Annotated in this window: 14 protein-coding genes, 2 riboswitches and 1 other annotated feature; of the genes, 3 read left to right on the forward strand and 11 right to left on the reverse strand. The window is 36.4% G+C overall.

Annotation, left to right across the window (positions count from 1 at the left end; translation table 11 throughout):
* Positions 1-81: 81 nt before the first annotated feature.
* The 9 genes from ACYQ73_RS10785 to ACYQ73_RS10825 all read right to left on the reverse strand — a co-directional run bounded on the left by ACYQ73_RS10785 (position 82) and on the right by ACYQ73_RS10825 (position 8,915).
* Positions 82-855: a MetQ/NlpA family ABC transporter substrate-binding protein gene (locus ACYQ73_RS10785; RefSeq protein ID WP_460012501.1), complete on the reverse strand. Its 774-nt coding sequence runs from the start codon at positions 853-855 to the stop codon at positions 82-84.
* Between the two features lie 299 nt (positions 856-1,154).
* A complete protein-coding gene (locus ACYQ73_RS10790) occupies positions 1,155-1,682 on the reverse strand; it encodes a DUF1292 domain-containing protein (RefSeq protein WP_460012502.1) in 528 nt (175 codons plus the stop codon).
* Positions 1,683-1,848: 166 nt separating this feature from the next.
* Positions 1,849-2,157 carry a DUF1292 domain-containing protein gene (locus tag ACYQ73_RS10795; RefSeq protein ID WP_460012503.1) on the reverse strand — a complete coding sequence of 103 codons (309 nt, stop codon included), beginning with the start codon at positions 2,155-2,157 and terminating at the stop codon, positions 1,849-1,851.
* A gap of 18 nt (positions 2,158-2,175) precedes the next feature.
* A complete protein-coding gene (gene ruvX, locus ACYQ73_RS10800) occupies positions 2,176-2,592 on the reverse strand; it encodes a Holliday junction resolvase RuvX (RefSeq protein WP_142508949.1) in 417 nt (138 codons plus the stop codon).
* Between the two features lie 2 nt (positions 2,593-2,594).
* Complete coding sequence (locus tag ACYQ73_RS10805; protein WP_004226839.1) at positions 2,595-2,861, reverse strand: IreB family regulatory phosphoprotein; 267 nt, start codon at positions 2,859-2,861, stop codon at positions 2,595-2,597.
* 86 nt (positions 2,862-2,947) lie between these two features.
* Positions 2,948-5,608, reverse strand: a complete 2,661-nt coding sequence (gene alaS / locus ACYQ73_RS10810; protein ID WP_460012504.1) for an alanine--tRNA ligase — start codon at positions 5,606-5,608, stop codon at positions 2,948-2,950.
* A gap of 111 nt (positions 5,609-5,719) precedes the next feature.
* Positions 5,720-5,934 (reverse strand) — a binding site (T-box leader).
* Between the two features lie 88 nt (positions 5,935-6,022).
* Entirely contained in the window at positions 6,023-6,976 is a 954-nt protein-coding gene (locus tag ACYQ73_RS10815) for a magnesium transporter CorA family protein (RefSeq protein ID WP_460012505.1), read from the reverse strand.
* Between the two features lie 37 nt (positions 6,977-7,013).
* Positions 7,014-7,964 carry a magnesium transporter CorA family protein gene (locus ACYQ73_RS10820; RefSeq protein ID WP_460012506.1) on the reverse strand — a complete coding sequence of 317 codons (951 nt, stop codon included), beginning with the start codon at positions 7,962-7,964 and terminating at the stop codon, positions 7,014-7,016.
* Positions 7,965-7,985: 21 nt separating this feature from the next.
* A complete protein-coding gene (locus ACYQ73_RS10825) occupies positions 7,986-8,915 on the reverse strand; it encodes a magnesium transporter CorA family protein (protein ID WP_460012507.1) in 930 nt (309 codons plus the stop codon).
* A gap of 219 nt (positions 8,916-9,134) precedes the next feature.
* Positions 9,135-9,309: riboswitch (M-box (ykoK) riboswitch) on the reverse strand.
* A 742-nt stretch (positions 9,310-10,051) separates the two neighbouring features.
* Positions 10,052-10,226: riboswitch (M-box (ykoK) riboswitch) on the forward strand.
* A gap of 359 nt (positions 10,227-10,585) precedes the next feature.
* Between ACYQ73_RS10825 and ACYQ73_RS10830 the strand changes: the two genes are divergently transcribed.
* Together ACYQ73_RS10830 and ACYQ73_RS10835 are read left to right on the forward strand one after the other, a co-directional pair.
* Entirely contained in the window at positions 10,586-11,290 is a 705-nt protein-coding gene (locus tag ACYQ73_RS10830; protein ID WP_460012508.1) for an MgtC/SapB family protein, read from the forward strand.
* Positions 11,291-11,308: 18 nt separating this feature from the next.
* Entirely contained in the window at positions 11,309-12,082 is a 774-nt protein-coding gene (locus tag ACYQ73_RS10835; protein WP_460012509.1) for a magnesium transporter, read from the forward strand.
* Positions 12,083-12,391: 309 nt separating this feature from the next.
* Here the strand turns inward: ACYQ73_RS10835 and hpaB are convergent, their stop codons facing one another.
* A complete protein-coding gene (hpaB, locus tag ACYQ73_RS10840) occupies positions 12,392-13,828 on the reverse strand; it encodes a 4-hydroxyphenylacetate 3-monooxygenase, oxygenase component (RefSeq protein ID WP_460012510.1) in 1,437 nt (478 codons plus the stop codon).
* Between the two features lie 343 nt (positions 13,829-14,171).
* Here hpaB and ACYQ73_RS10845 point away from each other — a divergent pair, with 343 nt between their 5' ends.
* Entirely contained in the window at positions 14,172-14,360 is a 189-nt protein-coding gene (locus ACYQ73_RS10845; protein ID WP_370075369.1) for a hypothetical protein, read from the forward strand.
* Positions 14,361-14,518: 158 nt separating this feature from the next.
* On the opposite strand, the gene ACYQ73_RS10850 is transcribed toward ACYQ73_RS10845, so the two are convergent.
* A complete protein-coding gene (locus ACYQ73_RS10850; RefSeq protein ID WP_460012511.1) occupies positions 14,519-16,237 on the reverse strand; it encodes a polysaccharide deacetylase family protein in 1,719 nt (572 codons plus the stop codon).
* Positions 16,238-16,330 lie beyond the last annotated feature (93 nt).

Raw genomic sequence — 16,330 nt, forward strand, 5'->3', positions numbered from 1 at the left:
GCTGCCGCTTTGCTTTCGCTACATAAGACATTTGCTGAAAAAAGTTAAAATGCTGGAACGACAGCCCCCTTATACTGATCTTCAAAAAAAAGTACGCGCCTTTTCGCTTGTCAGCCATTTAACGACTGTTTGAATCGCTGAATCATTTTGTTTTTCTTTTGTCGTCGCAATAATATTGACATATGGCGAGTCAGAACCTTCTATAATAAGAGCATCCTTCATCGGGTTATAGCCCCCTTCTAAGGCGTAGTTCGTATTAATAGCCGATGCGTCTACATCATCTAATGAACGAGTCAATAACTGAGAATCAACACCGATAAATTGAATATTTTTTTCATTTTTTGTAATATCCTCAACGGTATAATCGTTTTCCTTTGTTTTATCCAATTCGATTAGTCCATTATTCTTAAATAGTAGTAAAGCCCGAGAAAAATTGACGACATCATTTGGGACGGAAACCTTTGCGTTTTGCGGTAAATCATTAATATTTTTAATTTTTTTGGAGTACACACCAAATGGTTCAATATGAATTCCTTTTACACTCACTAAATCTAAATGGCTTTCTTTATTCGTTTGTTCTAAAAATGGAATGTGTTGAAAATAGTTAAAATCTAGTTCACCATCTGCCGTTTGCTGATTTGTTTGAACAGCATCTTTTAAAATAGTAATGTCTAATTTCACACCATCTTTTTCAAGATCCTTCGCTAAATACTCTAGTACTTCCGCATGTGGCACATTGGCTGCCCCCACTTTTAACGTTACTGTTTCACCTTTGCTCGCTTCCCCTTTGTTTGTGCAACCTACCAGTAAACCTATTATTAATACACCAACTAGTAGTCCCCATATTGTCCTCATCCAATTTCCTCCTTTTCAAATTAATTTACTTGGTTTAATTTAAAACAAATCTTATCTGTTTACTTATGATTGGTCAACGCTCGATATTACGTTTTATTTGTAACTATTTAAAAATTCAGATAAAACAATAAGTGGAAATTCCGGTTTTCTCTAGAAAAAATAACTAAATTAGCTCGAAAATACATAAATTTAATTTACAGATAGATTTTTTCACATATAAGATAGAACTATTCTATTAATACTCTACAAACTACGTAATAAAAAGACTCCGAGTAGCATTTTACCACTCGGAGTTCTAATTATAATTCATTTAATACATCTTCAACAAATGCCCATTCTTCATCTGTTTCAATCGGTAATAATTCATCAATCGTTCCGTCATTTCCAGATACGTATTGTGAAGCAAAAATATCTCGTTCCTCTATTGGCTCGTCCGTTGCCAGAACATAAAGTACATAGGATTTGCCAAATTGTTCTGATGTAAATGTATGGATAACTTCACAGACCTGATCTGCCCCATCCTCATCTGTTATTGTAAATAGTTGTGGCTCTTCTTCAAATTCGTCTAGAAGTGTCAGGACTACTTCATTAATCATTTCCCATTCTGCATCTGTTTCTACAGGCTGTAGATTTGTCATTTCTCCATTGTTATCATCATAATCAAATGTCATAGCAGAAATGTCTCCAGGAATTTCATTACCATCTTCGTCGATTAACGAAAACAATACATATGATTTTTCATCTGCATCGAAGGTGAAGACAACACGACACTTTTGCTCCTTGCCATTTTCCCCTACTATAAGAAATTCTTGCGTTTCCTCGTTCATTCAATGTCCTCCTTTTAACTATGGTTCAAATTTTGAAGCGAGTCCTTAAAAAGATATAAATCTCACCAACTCGTCTTACAACCTCATAGCTCCATTCTTCCTAAAGTAAAAAAGGAACAAGGAGTGCTTGGTGCCATCCTTGTTCCACACTTATAAAGAACGATGATTACTCTTCGCCTTCATCCTCTAAAGCGTTTAATACGTCTTCTACCATATCCCACTCTGCTTCAGTTTCGATTGGTGTTAATTCACCATCTTCACCATTTTCAGATGGAACGAATGAAGATACGAAGATTTCTACAGAACCATCCTCATCTTCTTCTGCGCCTACCATAGAGTAAAATACGTATGATTTGCCAAATTCAGCTGATTCATGTACGTGAATTACTTCACAAAGCTGTTCGTTTCCGTTCTCGTCAATCACTGTAATGTGTTGTACATGTAATTCTTCTTCATGGTTATGCTCGTGTGCCATGTGGTGTCACCTCATCAATTAATTTTTGCTATCCAAGTAGCCTTGTAAAATCATCACAGCAGCCATTTTATCAATGACTTGCTTACGCTTTTTACGACTCACGTCTGCTTCGATTAGCATACGCTCAGCAGCCATCGTTGTTAAACGTTCATCCCAAAGCTTGACCGGTAGTGAAAATGTTTCTTCTAAAAGCTTTTTATAGTTTTCAGAAGCCTCACCACGCGGTCCCACCGTATTATTCATGTTTTTCGGGTATCCTACAACAAATTCTGTTATAGCATACTCCTTTACTAACTCGGCTATACGGTCAATGCCGAACTCGCCGTTAGCTTCATCAATTTTTACGGTTTCAATACCTTGGGCTGTCCACCCTAAAGCATCACTAACAGCAACGCCAACGGTTTTTGACCCAACGTCTAATCCCATAATTCTCATTTCTAGTCCTCGTTGTTCTTTTTAATATAAAACTTAACAAGCTCTTCTAGAATTTCGTCACGCTCAAGCTTGCGAATTAAATTACGAGCATCCTGATGGCGAGGAATATACGCCGGATCACCAGAAAGTAAATAACCGACAATCTGATTGATAGGGTTATATCCCTTTTCCTCTAATGAAGAATGTACTTTCAACATTACCTGCTTGACTTCCTGTTCCATTGATTCTTCTGGAAAATTAAATTTCATAGTTTGATCAAATGAACTCATGACCAGCACCTCGCTTTCAGAAATAAGGAGATGTGCAAAAGCTCATCTCCAATTTCTCTTTATTATAACATGTTTTGGCGGATTAATTAAATGGATTTAACATAATCATACACAGAAAGTAGTGCTTCATCAAGTTTTGAAGCTTCTTTCGCACCTGCCATCGCCATATCTGGACGACCGCCACCTTTACCACCACATGCTTCTGCTACCATTTTTACGATATTTCCTGCGTGGTAATTACCACCAACTAAATCTTTTGTTACACCAGCACATAGCATAACTTTTTCACCATCGACAGCACCAAGAACGATAACAGCCTTAGGCATTTTTGCTTTCAAGTCATCCATCATTTGACGCAGTTGATTATTGTCCTTCGCCTCAACTTTAGTAGATAAAACAGTTACATCCCCAAAAGTTTGCGCTGCGTCCACAATTGCGCCTGCTTGTGCATTCGCGATTTTTTGTGATAATGCCTCATTTTCACGTTGTAAATCTTTGTAGTCAGCTTGTAACGCATGTACTTTTGTCACAATATCTTTTGAATTTGCTTTTAATAATGCTGCAGCTTCGTTTAATAGAGCTTCTTCCTCTTTTACTGCTTCATAAGCGACTTTACCTGTCACAGCCTCGATACGACGTGTACCTGCACCGATACCACCTTCTGAAACAATTTTGAAGAAGCCAATTTCAGAAGAACGTTTTACATGAATACCACCGCAAAGCTCAATAGAGTAGTCACCAATTGAAACAACGCGAACGATATCGCCATATTTCTCACCGAATAGCGCCATTGCTCCCATAGCTTTCGCTTCATCGATGCCTTTTTCTTCAATAACGACCTCTATATCATCCCACACTTTTTCATTTACAATACGTTCAATTTGTTGTAATTCTTCTTTTGTCACTTGTCCGAAGTGAGAGAAGTCAAAGCGTAAGCGATCAGGGCCTACATATGATCCTGCTTGGCTAACATGGTCGCCCAGTACATCTTTTAGCGCACGTTGCATAATATGTGTTGCTGTATGGTTTTTAATAATTAAATTACGTTCTTCACGGTTAACTACTGCTGTCACTGCATCTTCAACTTGCATTTCGCCAGATTCTACAAGTACAGTATGAAGCGGTTGACCATTTGGAGCTTTTTGTACATCTTTAACAATAGCAGTAAAGCTATCATTTGAAATAACACCGCTATCCGCAATTTGACCACCCATTTCAGCATAGAATGGTGTTTTAGCTAAAATAACTAATGCTTCTTGCCCTTCAGATGCTACCTTTGACACTTGCCCGTTGACAATGATTGCTGCAATTTCTGTATTTGTCGTTAGTGTATCATAACCTACAAATTCACTCGCAACCGTCAAGTTTGCTAGCACTTCGTTTTGTACTTGCATAGAATCCACATCTTGACGAGCTGCACGTGCGCGTTCACGTTGTTCTTCCATTGCTGCTTCAAAGCCTTCATGATCTACCTTCATGCCTACTTCTTCCGCATACTCTTCTGTTAATTCGATTGGGAAACCGTAAGTATCATATAAACGGAATGCATCTGCACCTGGAATATAGTCATGGCCAGCTGCTTTTTGAGCTTCTACTACTTCGTTAAAGATAGCAAGACCACCGTCTAATGTTTCATGGAAGCGAATTTCTTCATTTTTAATAACACGTTGGATAAACTCACATTTATCTGTTACTTCTGGGTAGAAATCATTCATAATTTCACCAACAGTTGGTACTAATTCAAACATAAATGGCTTTTCAATGCCGATTTGTTTAGCATAGCGCACTGCACGACGTAGTAAACGACGTAATACATAACCACGACCTTCATTTGAAGGAAGAGCACCATCACCAATGGCAAACGCCACTGTACGGATATGGTCAGCGATAACTTTAAATGGTGTATTGATATCTTCTTCTGAACCGAAGATTTCACTTAGCGCTACTTCACCTGGTCGTTTGTATTTGCGATTCGCTAACTGCTCGATTTTTTCAATAATAGGCATGAATAAATCAGTATCAAAGTTCGTTGGAACATTTTGAACAACTGATACGATACGCTCTAGACCCATACCAGTATCAATATTTTGCTTTGGAAGTGGCGTATATGTGCCATCAGGATTATGGTTGAATTGAGAGAACACTAAGTTCCAAATTTCAAGATAGCGTTCATTTTCACCACCTGGATACATTTCTGGATCATTTTCATCTGAACCATATTCTTCCCCACGGTCATAAAAAATTTCTGAGTTAGGACCAGATGGACCTTCACCGATATCCCAGAAGTTCCCCTCAAGGCGGATTAAACGCTCTTCAGGAATACCAATTTCGTTATGCCAAACGTCATACGCCTCTTGATCTTCAGGATGGATCGTAATAGATAAAAGCTCTGGATCAAAGCCCATCCATTTTTTATCCGTTAAGAATTCCCAAGCGAAATGAATAGCTTCTTTTTTGAAGTAATCCCCAATTGAGAAGTTACCTAGCATTTCGAAAAATGTATGATGTCGAGCCGTTTTACCTACATTTTCAATATCATTTGTACGAATTGATTTTTGGGCATTTGTAATACGTGGATTTTCAGGAATGATACGACCATCGAAATATGGTTTAAGTGTTGCAACACCTGAGTTAATCCAAAGTAATGATGGGTCATTGATTGGCACAAGTGGTGCTGATGGTTCATGATGATGACTTTTTTCTTTAAAGAATTCTAAATACATGCGACGAATTTCTACTGCTTTCATTTGAAAAGTTCCTCCCTATATGTTTTGTAAAATCACGAAATGAATCCGCAAATCAATTTTGCCTTGGCGTAAGCTTTCACGCAGATAAACATAAAAAAGCCCCCATCCCAAAAAAGGGACGAGGACTTGTGATTTGTCTCGCGGTACCACCCTAGTTGTAAGTAAAAGTATACTTACCTCTTTAGCACTTGTAACGTAAGTGAACGGCAGGGATTAACTGCACTCTGGAGTAGCTTTCGGTATTTGCTATTGTGAGGATTTTTTCAGCCAAGAAATCCCTTTCTTTTACACGCACAAATACGTACTTTTTCCATCATCGTTTTTTACAATTTTCTATCGAGAATTATAAAAAAAATATTTCCTTCTGTCAATTCGCACTATAATTGCTAATCATAACTAAGCTCACTTTTTCTGCTATCGCGAGAAATAATTTTTTTTGTAAAAAACAAAGGTAGACATTCCTGTTAACAAGACCATTACGGCGATTACTACCCAAAATGCATTAGATCCATTTTGATAAGGTAGAGGCACATTCATCCCATAAATGCTGGCAATTAACATCGGCACCGACAATATGATTGTAAATGAAGCGAGTAATTTAAGTACTTGACTTACGTTGTTTTGAATTACGTTACCATATGCATCCATAATGTTATTTAAATTGGTTTGATTAATTTCCGTCACTTCATATGCTTGTTCTATTTCAATAAGCACATCGTCTAAAATACTTGCATCCTCTTCATCTAATATGATATTGCTACCCTGTAATGTTTTTTGCATCGTAAATTTCATTTGTTTAAGTGATGTTACCATGTATATAAGACTTTCATTCAAGTATAGTAGTGTGTATAGCTCACTATTACGATATGACTTGGCAAGTTCTTTTTCTGCTAATGTGATTTCCCGTTCAATTGTAGCTAAAAAATGAATATATGCCCGAGCTGTTATACTTAATATATTTAAAGTGTTGCGCGTTTTCAAATGTGTCTCAAAAAGAGGCATCCCGCCATTAAACAAATCTTTCATGAAAGGTAGCTCTTCATTACAGATCGTAATCATATGATTTTTTGTGTGAATAATCCCCAGAGGAATAGTTCGATATTTCACGTCTTGAGAAGAACTCTCGACATCTAACTGATCGTATGGGACATGAATAACCATCAAGACCGCTCCGTTGCGCTCTTCAATTCGCGGGCGTTCTTCGATATCAAGTGAATCAGTTAAAAAATCGCCTGGAACAGCAAGAGCCGCCACTACACGTTCAATTTCACTTGATGTTGGCGCTTCAAGATGAAGCCAACTGTTATATCCAATATTTGATGTTTGCTCAAATTTACCTTCGGAATTACTTTTGTATACGAAAAGCATTTCGGTACACATCCTTTCTATCTACGGTACAAGAATATTAGAAACGTAAAAATTTTGTTTTATAAAATACGTAGATAAGACCTCCACTGATCCCTAGCATTAGTCCAATAATTACTAAGAACATAATTGGCTGATCTTCATAGGGCAATGGGACGTTCATCGAGAAAACACTTCCAATTATTGTCGGAATCATGAGGACAAGCGTAAGAGTAGTCAATATTTTCAAAACGCTATTTAAGTTATTATGAGTAATTGCCGCGTACGCATCCATTAGATTGCTTAAACTAAGACTACGCATTTCCGTTACTTCCGCTGCTTGTTCAAGATCTACTAACGCATTATGCAGCATCTCCTCATCTTCACTATATAGTTTTATATCTTGTCCTTTGGAAAGATGTAAAAAAACATTGCGCATAGCTCGTAAAGATGTCGAAAAATATACCAAACTTTTATTAATATGAATCAGACCGAACAACTCTCGATTGTTATGCGATTCTTTTAATTCTTGCTGTAATCGTCCAACCTGTGCTTTTATGCGTTGGAGAATATCGAGATACGATTGAGCAATCGCTTTAAATAGAATCAATGTTATTCGAGTCTTCATATACGTTTGAAATGTTCCGTACTTTCCTGAAAATATGTCTCTGCATAATGGATTATCATTTTTTGTGACAATTACTAAATGATCTTTTACATGGATGATGCCGATTGGTATTGTTCTATAAGGAATCTCTTCGTACAAACGCTCCTCATTCATCGCCACGGGGGAATTGAGAATGATGCCCATTGACGAATCATCCTTTTCAATCCGAGGTCGCTCATCAATATCTAAGGAATCACGAATAAAATCTTCCGGAATATTAAGTCTATTTGAAATTTGAGATATTTCTGCATCTGTCGGATCCACAAGATAAAGCAACGTGTTGTGAACAATATCAGATACCTGCTGTAATTGACCTATTGAATTACTTTGATATATTGTAAGCATCTTTTCTCCTCGCTTTCTCTGCTAAAATAGCCTTGTTTTGTAAAATATCCATCCTGTCACCAAGCTAATGACTATAGAGAGGGACATAAGCACTAATAATGCATATTGTTCATCCTGCCATGGCAACGGGAAATTCATCCCGTACATCGTTGCAACCATCGTCGGAAACGTCAAGATAATCGTAAATGCAGTTAAAACTTTCACTACAACACTAAGGTTAATTTCAATCACCGCAGAATATGCGTCCATCATGCTGCTTAAATTTTCATTGTAAATTTTTGATGTATCAAGAGCTTGTTGCATCTCATTAAGAGTGACTTGAAGCCGTTTTTCATCTTCTTTATTCATTTCTAGTACTCTTGACAATTTCTTCATCATTACAAGATTTACTTTTAGCGCCTTAATAAAATAAACAAGGCTCTTATTGATATTGAGTAAAGTATACACTTCACTGTTCTTGATTGATTTTTGTATTAATTTTTCAGATACAATAACTTTTTGATTAAGATCATCAAGGCATCGTAAACAATAACGCGCCGAAACAAGCAATAACTGTAAAATAAAAGATACGTTTATATGATTATTAAAACTCTTATCGAGAATTTTGCTAAATTCCTGTAAAATCGGATGACTAACGCGACAAACTATTACAATTACTTCACTTGTTTGAATAATACCAATTGGAATTGTCCTATATGGTATAGTTTCACCATTAGTTATTTTTAAGGGTACATTGACAATTAGCAATGAATTATTTCCGCTTTTTTCAATTCTTGATCGTTCATCAATATCAAGGGAGTCACTAATAAAGTCAGTTGGTACTCCAAGGCGATTTGCAACATACTGTATATCCTCTTCTGATGGTTCAATAAGATATACACAGCTACCTTGAACGATCTTAGGCTGTTCTTCCAGTAGCCCTTCTTTGCTTCTTTTATAGATTTTAAGCATTGAATCGTCCTCCTAATCTGCTGAATTAAAACAGATCTACGTTTTTTACTCCTACTGTCTGCATCGGTCATACTCGAACTCTCCATTTTGACCCCCTCCTTTCTAAAAATGAACGCTTATTAAGCAATAAGGATTATTTTTTTGAAAATAAAAAACCTCCAGGAGTCCCGGAGATTTTAAAAAAGCGCATTAAAAAATAAATATGTACAAAAAGCACTTTTGTTTCCCCCTAACTCGAGTTTTAGCACTATACACCGTAAAGAAATAAATTCATCTCTTAGCCACCTTAAGAAAAGCCTTAATTCGGCAATTCCTGTTCTACCCATGGGCATCTTTCGATATTTCTGGGCAGTGGCCTATGTTTGTATAGGAGCCTCACCTAACGAGGTGTTATTTAATTTCCTCGTCATCTTAATCTGTATTTTTTGATTTGTCAATAGCACAAAATGTTTTTTAGTTATTTATTTATCACAAATTTCTGTACGAAATAAAAATCAAATGCGTAGTTTTCAACTTAATATTTACGGTTATTTACGAATTTTTTTCAAACAAAACAGCTGAAGAATATAATTTTACTCTAGTAACCTTTTCTGCTCTTTTAAGCTGTTTATTTCAAGCCATATTAAGCAAACTTTGCTCCGCAACGAAAGCAGAGCGACAGAAGTAATCGCCACTTCACTCTATGTCCTTCATACCGTATTTTTTGAATCAAGAATAGATTTTTTGTTCAGCGGTTTAAATACAAAAAAACATAAGTATTAGAAAAGATCTTGAACTTCACAGCTGTTACAGAAGCTAGACAAATTTTTTAATGCGAAAAACTTCTAGAAAAATTCGATGTCAAGTCCAATACCTTTGTATTCATAAAAATAATGCTCATCACCAAAAGTTTGGATTAATAAGTTTTAAAAAAGTTGAGTGGACTGGAAGCTAGATAAGGTCCTAGAACGAGCTAGCAGGTGAACGAAGGCTAAAGGTATTACGCGTTCCGTGATACATTTTAGCCCCAGACATAACGGAAATCCCCCACGTATAATGATGAGCTAAAAATATTTTCTGGATGTAATTTTAAGACTTTTGCTTTTCAACAGTTGTTGACAACAAAAATTATTCAGAGTACAATTCACCTGAAAACAATAAGTCCTCGTTAGGTGAGGCTCCTATGCAAACATAGGCCACTGCCCAGAAATATCGAAAGATGCCCATGGGTAGAACAGGAATTGCCGAATTAAGGCTTTTCATAATGTGGCTAAGAAATGATGTCATTTCTTTACGGTGTATAGTGCTAAAACTCGATCCAGGGGAATCGTAAGTGCTTTTTTGTTGCGCTTTTCATCCCTTCTAATCATTAGAGGGGTTTTTTATTTTACTTGACTAAAAAGGGGGAACATGTGATGGATAGTTATTCGATATGGCATTTCTTATTTTTTAATAATTCGAATATGACAAAAGGCAGAGTTTTTGCGTTCAGTCCGCATATGTCCCTTTCTACAAAACCCGATTTTGAATTTTCTGCAAATTAAGGTTTATCAAGATAGGTTTATTTGATGTGTACGTCGAACAAGATACATTCTAAGCAAAAAGCTCCCTTTTTTACGGGAGCTTTTTTATATTATTTTTAAATTTAGTGAATTCTATAAAAAGAAATGAAGAGGTGAACGACGATGATAATGACAGTAGAAATGATAATCAAGCTAAGTCTAGCTTTACTATTCGGATTATTGATTGGAATTGACAGACAGATTAAGCAAAAACAACTTGGCATAAGACCTAGTATGGTCATCTGTATTGCCAGTTGTTTATTAACAATTGTCTCCATAGAAGCATTCGGGAAATTTGGAGGTGCCAATCATCCGAACATGGATCCAATGCGACTTGCTGCGCAGATTGTAAGTGGGGTTGGTTTCATTGGTGCCGGCGTTATTTTACGAAGAAGTAACGAGGTTATTTCTGGCCTTACTTCCGCAGCACTGATCTGGTCAGCTTCTGCCCTCGGAATTTCTATCGGGGCGGGGTTTTATGTAGAAGCAACATGTGCTGTCATCCTCTTGATAGTGGCAGTCAACATCGTGCCCTATCTCATTAAAACATTAGGTCTAACAACACTTAACCGCCAGGAAATTTCATTAAAGATTATCGTGGAATCGAATTATCGTATGACAGAATTAATTAAAATGATTAAGCATAGAGGGCAAAATGGATCTTCAAAAAAATATGAGTATAAAATTCGGCATTTCAAACTCAAAGATATTGATAACGATCACCAATTAATCGACTTAATTCTTTCGGTACCAGAGGACCAATATACGACGGAGATTTATTATTATGTCAAAAAAATAGATCACGTTCTGAGTGTCGAAATTGAGAATTTGTAATAGAAAGGAGCGTCAATAATGATTAGATTACATCAATATAAATATAAAGAAGAGTACACATACTACATGTTGCAATCTTTAAAGTCTGGAAAAAAAGAGTCTTTTCGAAAGGATTTTCTAGATTTACACCCTATGGATCAAGCAACATTTTTTATAGAACTTAGTGAGGAAAGACGCTTCACGATTTATTCTTTTTTAACTCCTTGTGAATTTGGAGAAATTTTTAGCGAGCTAGAACCATCCATGCAGAAAAAATGTATTATAGAGCTTGACCGTCCATTTGCAGTAGAGATGTTAAATGAATTACCTCCAGATGACGCCACAGATTTCTTAGGGCTACTATCATATAAAGAAGCCGATTTTTATTTAGAACATATGGAAAAAGATGAAGCAGATGATATTAAGCAATTACTTCAATACAAAAAAGGGTCAGTCGGAGCATTGATGACAACAGACGTAATAATAGTTGCAAAAGATGATTTAGTAATTGATGTGTTTGAACGCCTAAAGCATAGTGAAGTAGATGCAGAAACTTTTTATTATTTATATGTAACAGATACCAATAAACAATTGCTCGGAGTCGTATCATTACGAGAGCTAATAGTTTCCCCGCCAGAGTGTCGAATAGGTGAAATTATGAACTCTGGAATCATTTCAGTGTCTGCCCATACAAATCAGTCCGAGGTAACCCAAATCATTCGTAAATATGGTCTATTAGCAGTCCCTGTTGTAACAGAGAACTATGAACTGCTTGGAATCGTTACTTTTGATGATGTGTTGTCATATCTATAAGGATTTTTTTGAAATGTTTTATAGGATATCACACTCAAAGAGAAGTAATTGTATCAATGATGCCTCGGCATAATTACGTCCGGAATCGACTAGTGCTTAGGCTGACAGATGTTTTTTGTGCGAAAGCGTAGCGGCAGCGACAACATGATGCAGGTCAGTTACCCGTTATCGCATAGATGCGATGATTTCTCCTCTAAGAACTCCTTTCCGATTCCGTGACATCCCCCAGAGGCTTTAACTTCTTTCAGCGGATGTTTGGACACCCGCTAAAAGAAGTTAAATAAATTTTAAACAATTACTTCCTCAAAACTAATTATTATTTTTCAAAAAGTTTTCTACCCGATTAACTAATTCTTCTCTATTATAAGAGTTATAAAGTGCGCTGGCTAAACGAACTGAGTCTCCAAAGAAAAAGCGCTCATACAGCGTTTGTCTTGTACCAAAGCTGCTCATCGTTAAATCCCAAGCTAGGCGGAATTTTTTAACGCGATCCTTTCCACCATCCTGAAAAGACTGTAAATAATGTTCAAGGTCGCCGTCATCCGCAGTAAATGCTTTTTCACTTGGAATGGACATTAATCCGCTTGCGCCAAGTAACTGGATAATTTCTGTAAAGGTCGGATATACTTTAGGGAACATCTGAATAGCTACTTGTACTGTTGGGAGATCAGGTCTTATAAAACCAAATTCATCTCTTTTTGCTTCTACTTCAGACTTTATCAGTAAGGCCTTCATCGTTTCTAATGTCACGATGATATCTACGACCTTTTGCTGCACATGTTGATATCCGCCGATATTTATCGTATCTACAATTGACTGTACAACACCTAAGACAAATTCTGTTTTGGCAATTTGACGTGTAAGAACTTGATGTAAACCATATGTTTGAAAACCACTTACGTTCAAAAAGTTATTGGCAACTTCCACATTCTCATAATAAAAGACGCGTTCCCACGGCACTTCAACATTATCAAACACAACGATTGCATCCATTTCCTCGTAACGACTACTTAATGGATAATCAAAAACCGATTCCCCTCCGACGAATGATTGCCTACATAAAAACTTTAAACCTTTTGTATTACTCGGGATTGAGAAAGCAAAGCCTTTTCCTTCATCAAAACCATTTGTTGATATAACAAGGAGTTCATCTGTAATTCCTCCCTGTGTCGCTAGTAATCTCGCACCTTTAATTACTAACCCTTCACTCGTTTTATCTACAATTTTAGCGGCAATTGTAACATCTTCATCTTCAAAATAAAACTTTTGACGGTTTACTTGTGGTTCGATAAATGTATGTGTCATCGTCAAATCGTTCTCACGAGCATACTCATAAAATTTTAATAAATGCTGAGGGAAACAATTTGGCTTATCTTTCAAATATTCTGCCACGGATGCTAGAGCCATTAATGTCGTATTCATGTAATCTGGGCTTCTCCCCATAAAGCCATTATTGGATAATGCCCACTCTCGTATTGCATTACGTCTTTTCACGAGATCATCGACTGTCACCGCTTGAAGGAAAGACATACCTACACGCTTATTACTTGTTGGTGAAACATATGTCATCTTTTCAAGCAATGCCTCTTCATTTTGTAAATCAAAAAGCCTTGCCTGACTCTGCATTACTCCCTTAAATGCTGGATGCTCCGACACCTTCCCTGTGACAACTTTCCCATCAATCGAAATATAAGTTTGTAAAGCGTCAATACGGTCAATATATTGTTTTCCTGTAATTACTGGCATGCAGTCACCCCTAAACGTTACAAGTGTTTTTATACTTGATTAGTATATGAAATTTCCCAATATTAGGTTCCGCTTACGCCAACTGTATTATAACAAACTCTCGATTCCTCTAAACTGTATTACTTTTTAAATACAGTTAAAACCTGCAATTATTGCACGATTTTTCAGTCACTTTAGAGAAAAACGGTTTCAATTAGCACTTTTTTAACGAGTTCAATTTTGCGACACATTCACAAAAAAGTCCTTTTCGACTAGTACAGAATTGTTAGATTTTTCGTATATGAAGGTGTAAGATAGCTTCGTAACTAAAACAAAAATATCTTTTTATTAAAGGAGAATATATATGAATAAACAAATCGTCTCATATGTGGCGGAAATGGAAGCTGCTTTAATGAATAAAATGGAGGATCATAATGAAGAGAATCTTTTATTTTCTATCGCTTCAGATATGATTGCCAAAGAAAAAGATCAATTTAAAAATGTTTGCCAAGCATATGAAGTCGTTAAGCATCACCTAGTTGGCATCCATTAAATCAATTATGCCTCGGCAAAATTGCGTCCCGAATCAGTTACAGCGGATGTTTTTTGTACCGAAAGCGTAGCGACAGGTACAGATGTTTGGACACCCGCTGAAAGGTGACCCATCACACAACAAAACCCGATCAATTTGATTTGATCGGGTTTTGTATTTTACTTCGCGTACGGAAGAACCATTTTTTGGAAATCACCAAATGTTGTGTTTTGATGAGTTGCTAAGCGTTTAATTTGATATACATCATCGTACGGATTGTTATAGCCTTGCTTCGTTGAAAATGCCATTGTGAATCCGGCTTCCTTTACAGCATTAATGTTATTCGCATTATATTGCCCAAACGGATAAGCAAAAGCTTTAGCATTCGGAATAATTGCTATACTACGCTGTAAATCCTGAACAACCTCACGGTAAGGAATTAGGAGCATTTTGCCTTTATTTCCTTCTAAAACATGTAAATTGTAAGTGTGTGATTCAAACGCAAAAACATCTTGCATATTTGTTATATCCTGACGTGAAAGGGGCTGTAAATCATTATAATTGAAAATTTGCCCATCTTTCGCATTTTCATTACGGGAAGTAATTAAAAATTGTGTAGCTTTAAAGCCATTGTTTTTAAGTATAGGATACGCATATTCACGTGTCGACAATAGGCCATCATCAAAAGTCAAAACAATTGAATAAGCTGGCAGTGTAATTTCATTGCGCATGAAACGCCATAATTCGTCTACAGTAATGGCTTCGTAGTTTTTACTTTTTAAATACTGCATTTCTTTTGTAAATTGAACATCTGTTATCGTAGTACTTAAATTTTTGAAACGCCCAAGCTCATGCTCTTTTAATAAATGATGATACATCATTACAGGGACGCCACGATCAATCGCTACTTTAGAGCTATGAATATATCCTTCACGGCCGCCAAGTACTGTTACGTACCATGCCCCATCTTTCCGCAATATCGGATAACGGCGATTTGTATCTAGTTTAGCAAATGGCTGTAACGTTTTTGTTTTGGTATCATAAATCTCACTGTTTGCAGAAACAGGGATGAAATACTCATTTTTCATGGCATTGTCCTTACCAACATTTTTATATGAAGGAGTATTTAAAAATTTCACCTTTGATTTTTCTGCATAAACATATGATTTCCCCCAACGAACTTGAACATATGTTGGGTCCATTGAATCTACAACCTCTAGCTGTTGCCCTTTCATTAACGTAGCAATAGCCATCTCTTTTTCACGGCGGAAATCATAAAGAATTACGTTTTCTAACGCCTCTATATAGCCATTTTGTTTACTAGGAGGAGTTGTAGTTGGTTTTTCAACAGGATCTATAGGATTTGTAGGATTTGTATTTGTATTTGTATTTGTATTTGTTGAATTTTGACCTTCTTCTTCCTCTACAAAATTACTATGTACAAATCCTAAACGTCCGTTCACAGCAATTCCATACCAATTACCCATTCCGCTATATATAGGGAAGCGAACTCCCTCTGACAATGTAGCAAATTGAACAAGTTTATTGCCAGTATTATCGTAAATCGGCGCAACCTTAGTTGCGACAATATAATCCTTTATTTTAGCAGCAGTTGGGACTGTGTTTTTATAAGTCGTTGCTGGAACAACGGTTGTATAACGTTTTTCAACATAACCATAATAACCACCCCAACGAATTTGCCACCAATTGGCTCCATAATCTTTTGTTACCTCAAAAGTTTGCCCTGCTGATAATGTCCCCACTTGTACTAGTGAGCCTGAACGATTATCAAAGACAGTTGCTTCCTCATTCACTTGGATGACAATATTTTTTGCATATGCTTTTTCTGCAAAAGGTATTAGCATCATGAATAGAAGCAATAATAATAAGCGTTTCACTCTTTATTCACCTCAAAAAATTTTTATTCTCTTTTACTTCAATCATTAGACGGTTTTCCAGCCAATAAAAGTTTATTGGTTGAATTAATTTCA

This window comes from Lysinibacillus sp. CTST325, from assembly GCF_054665055.1.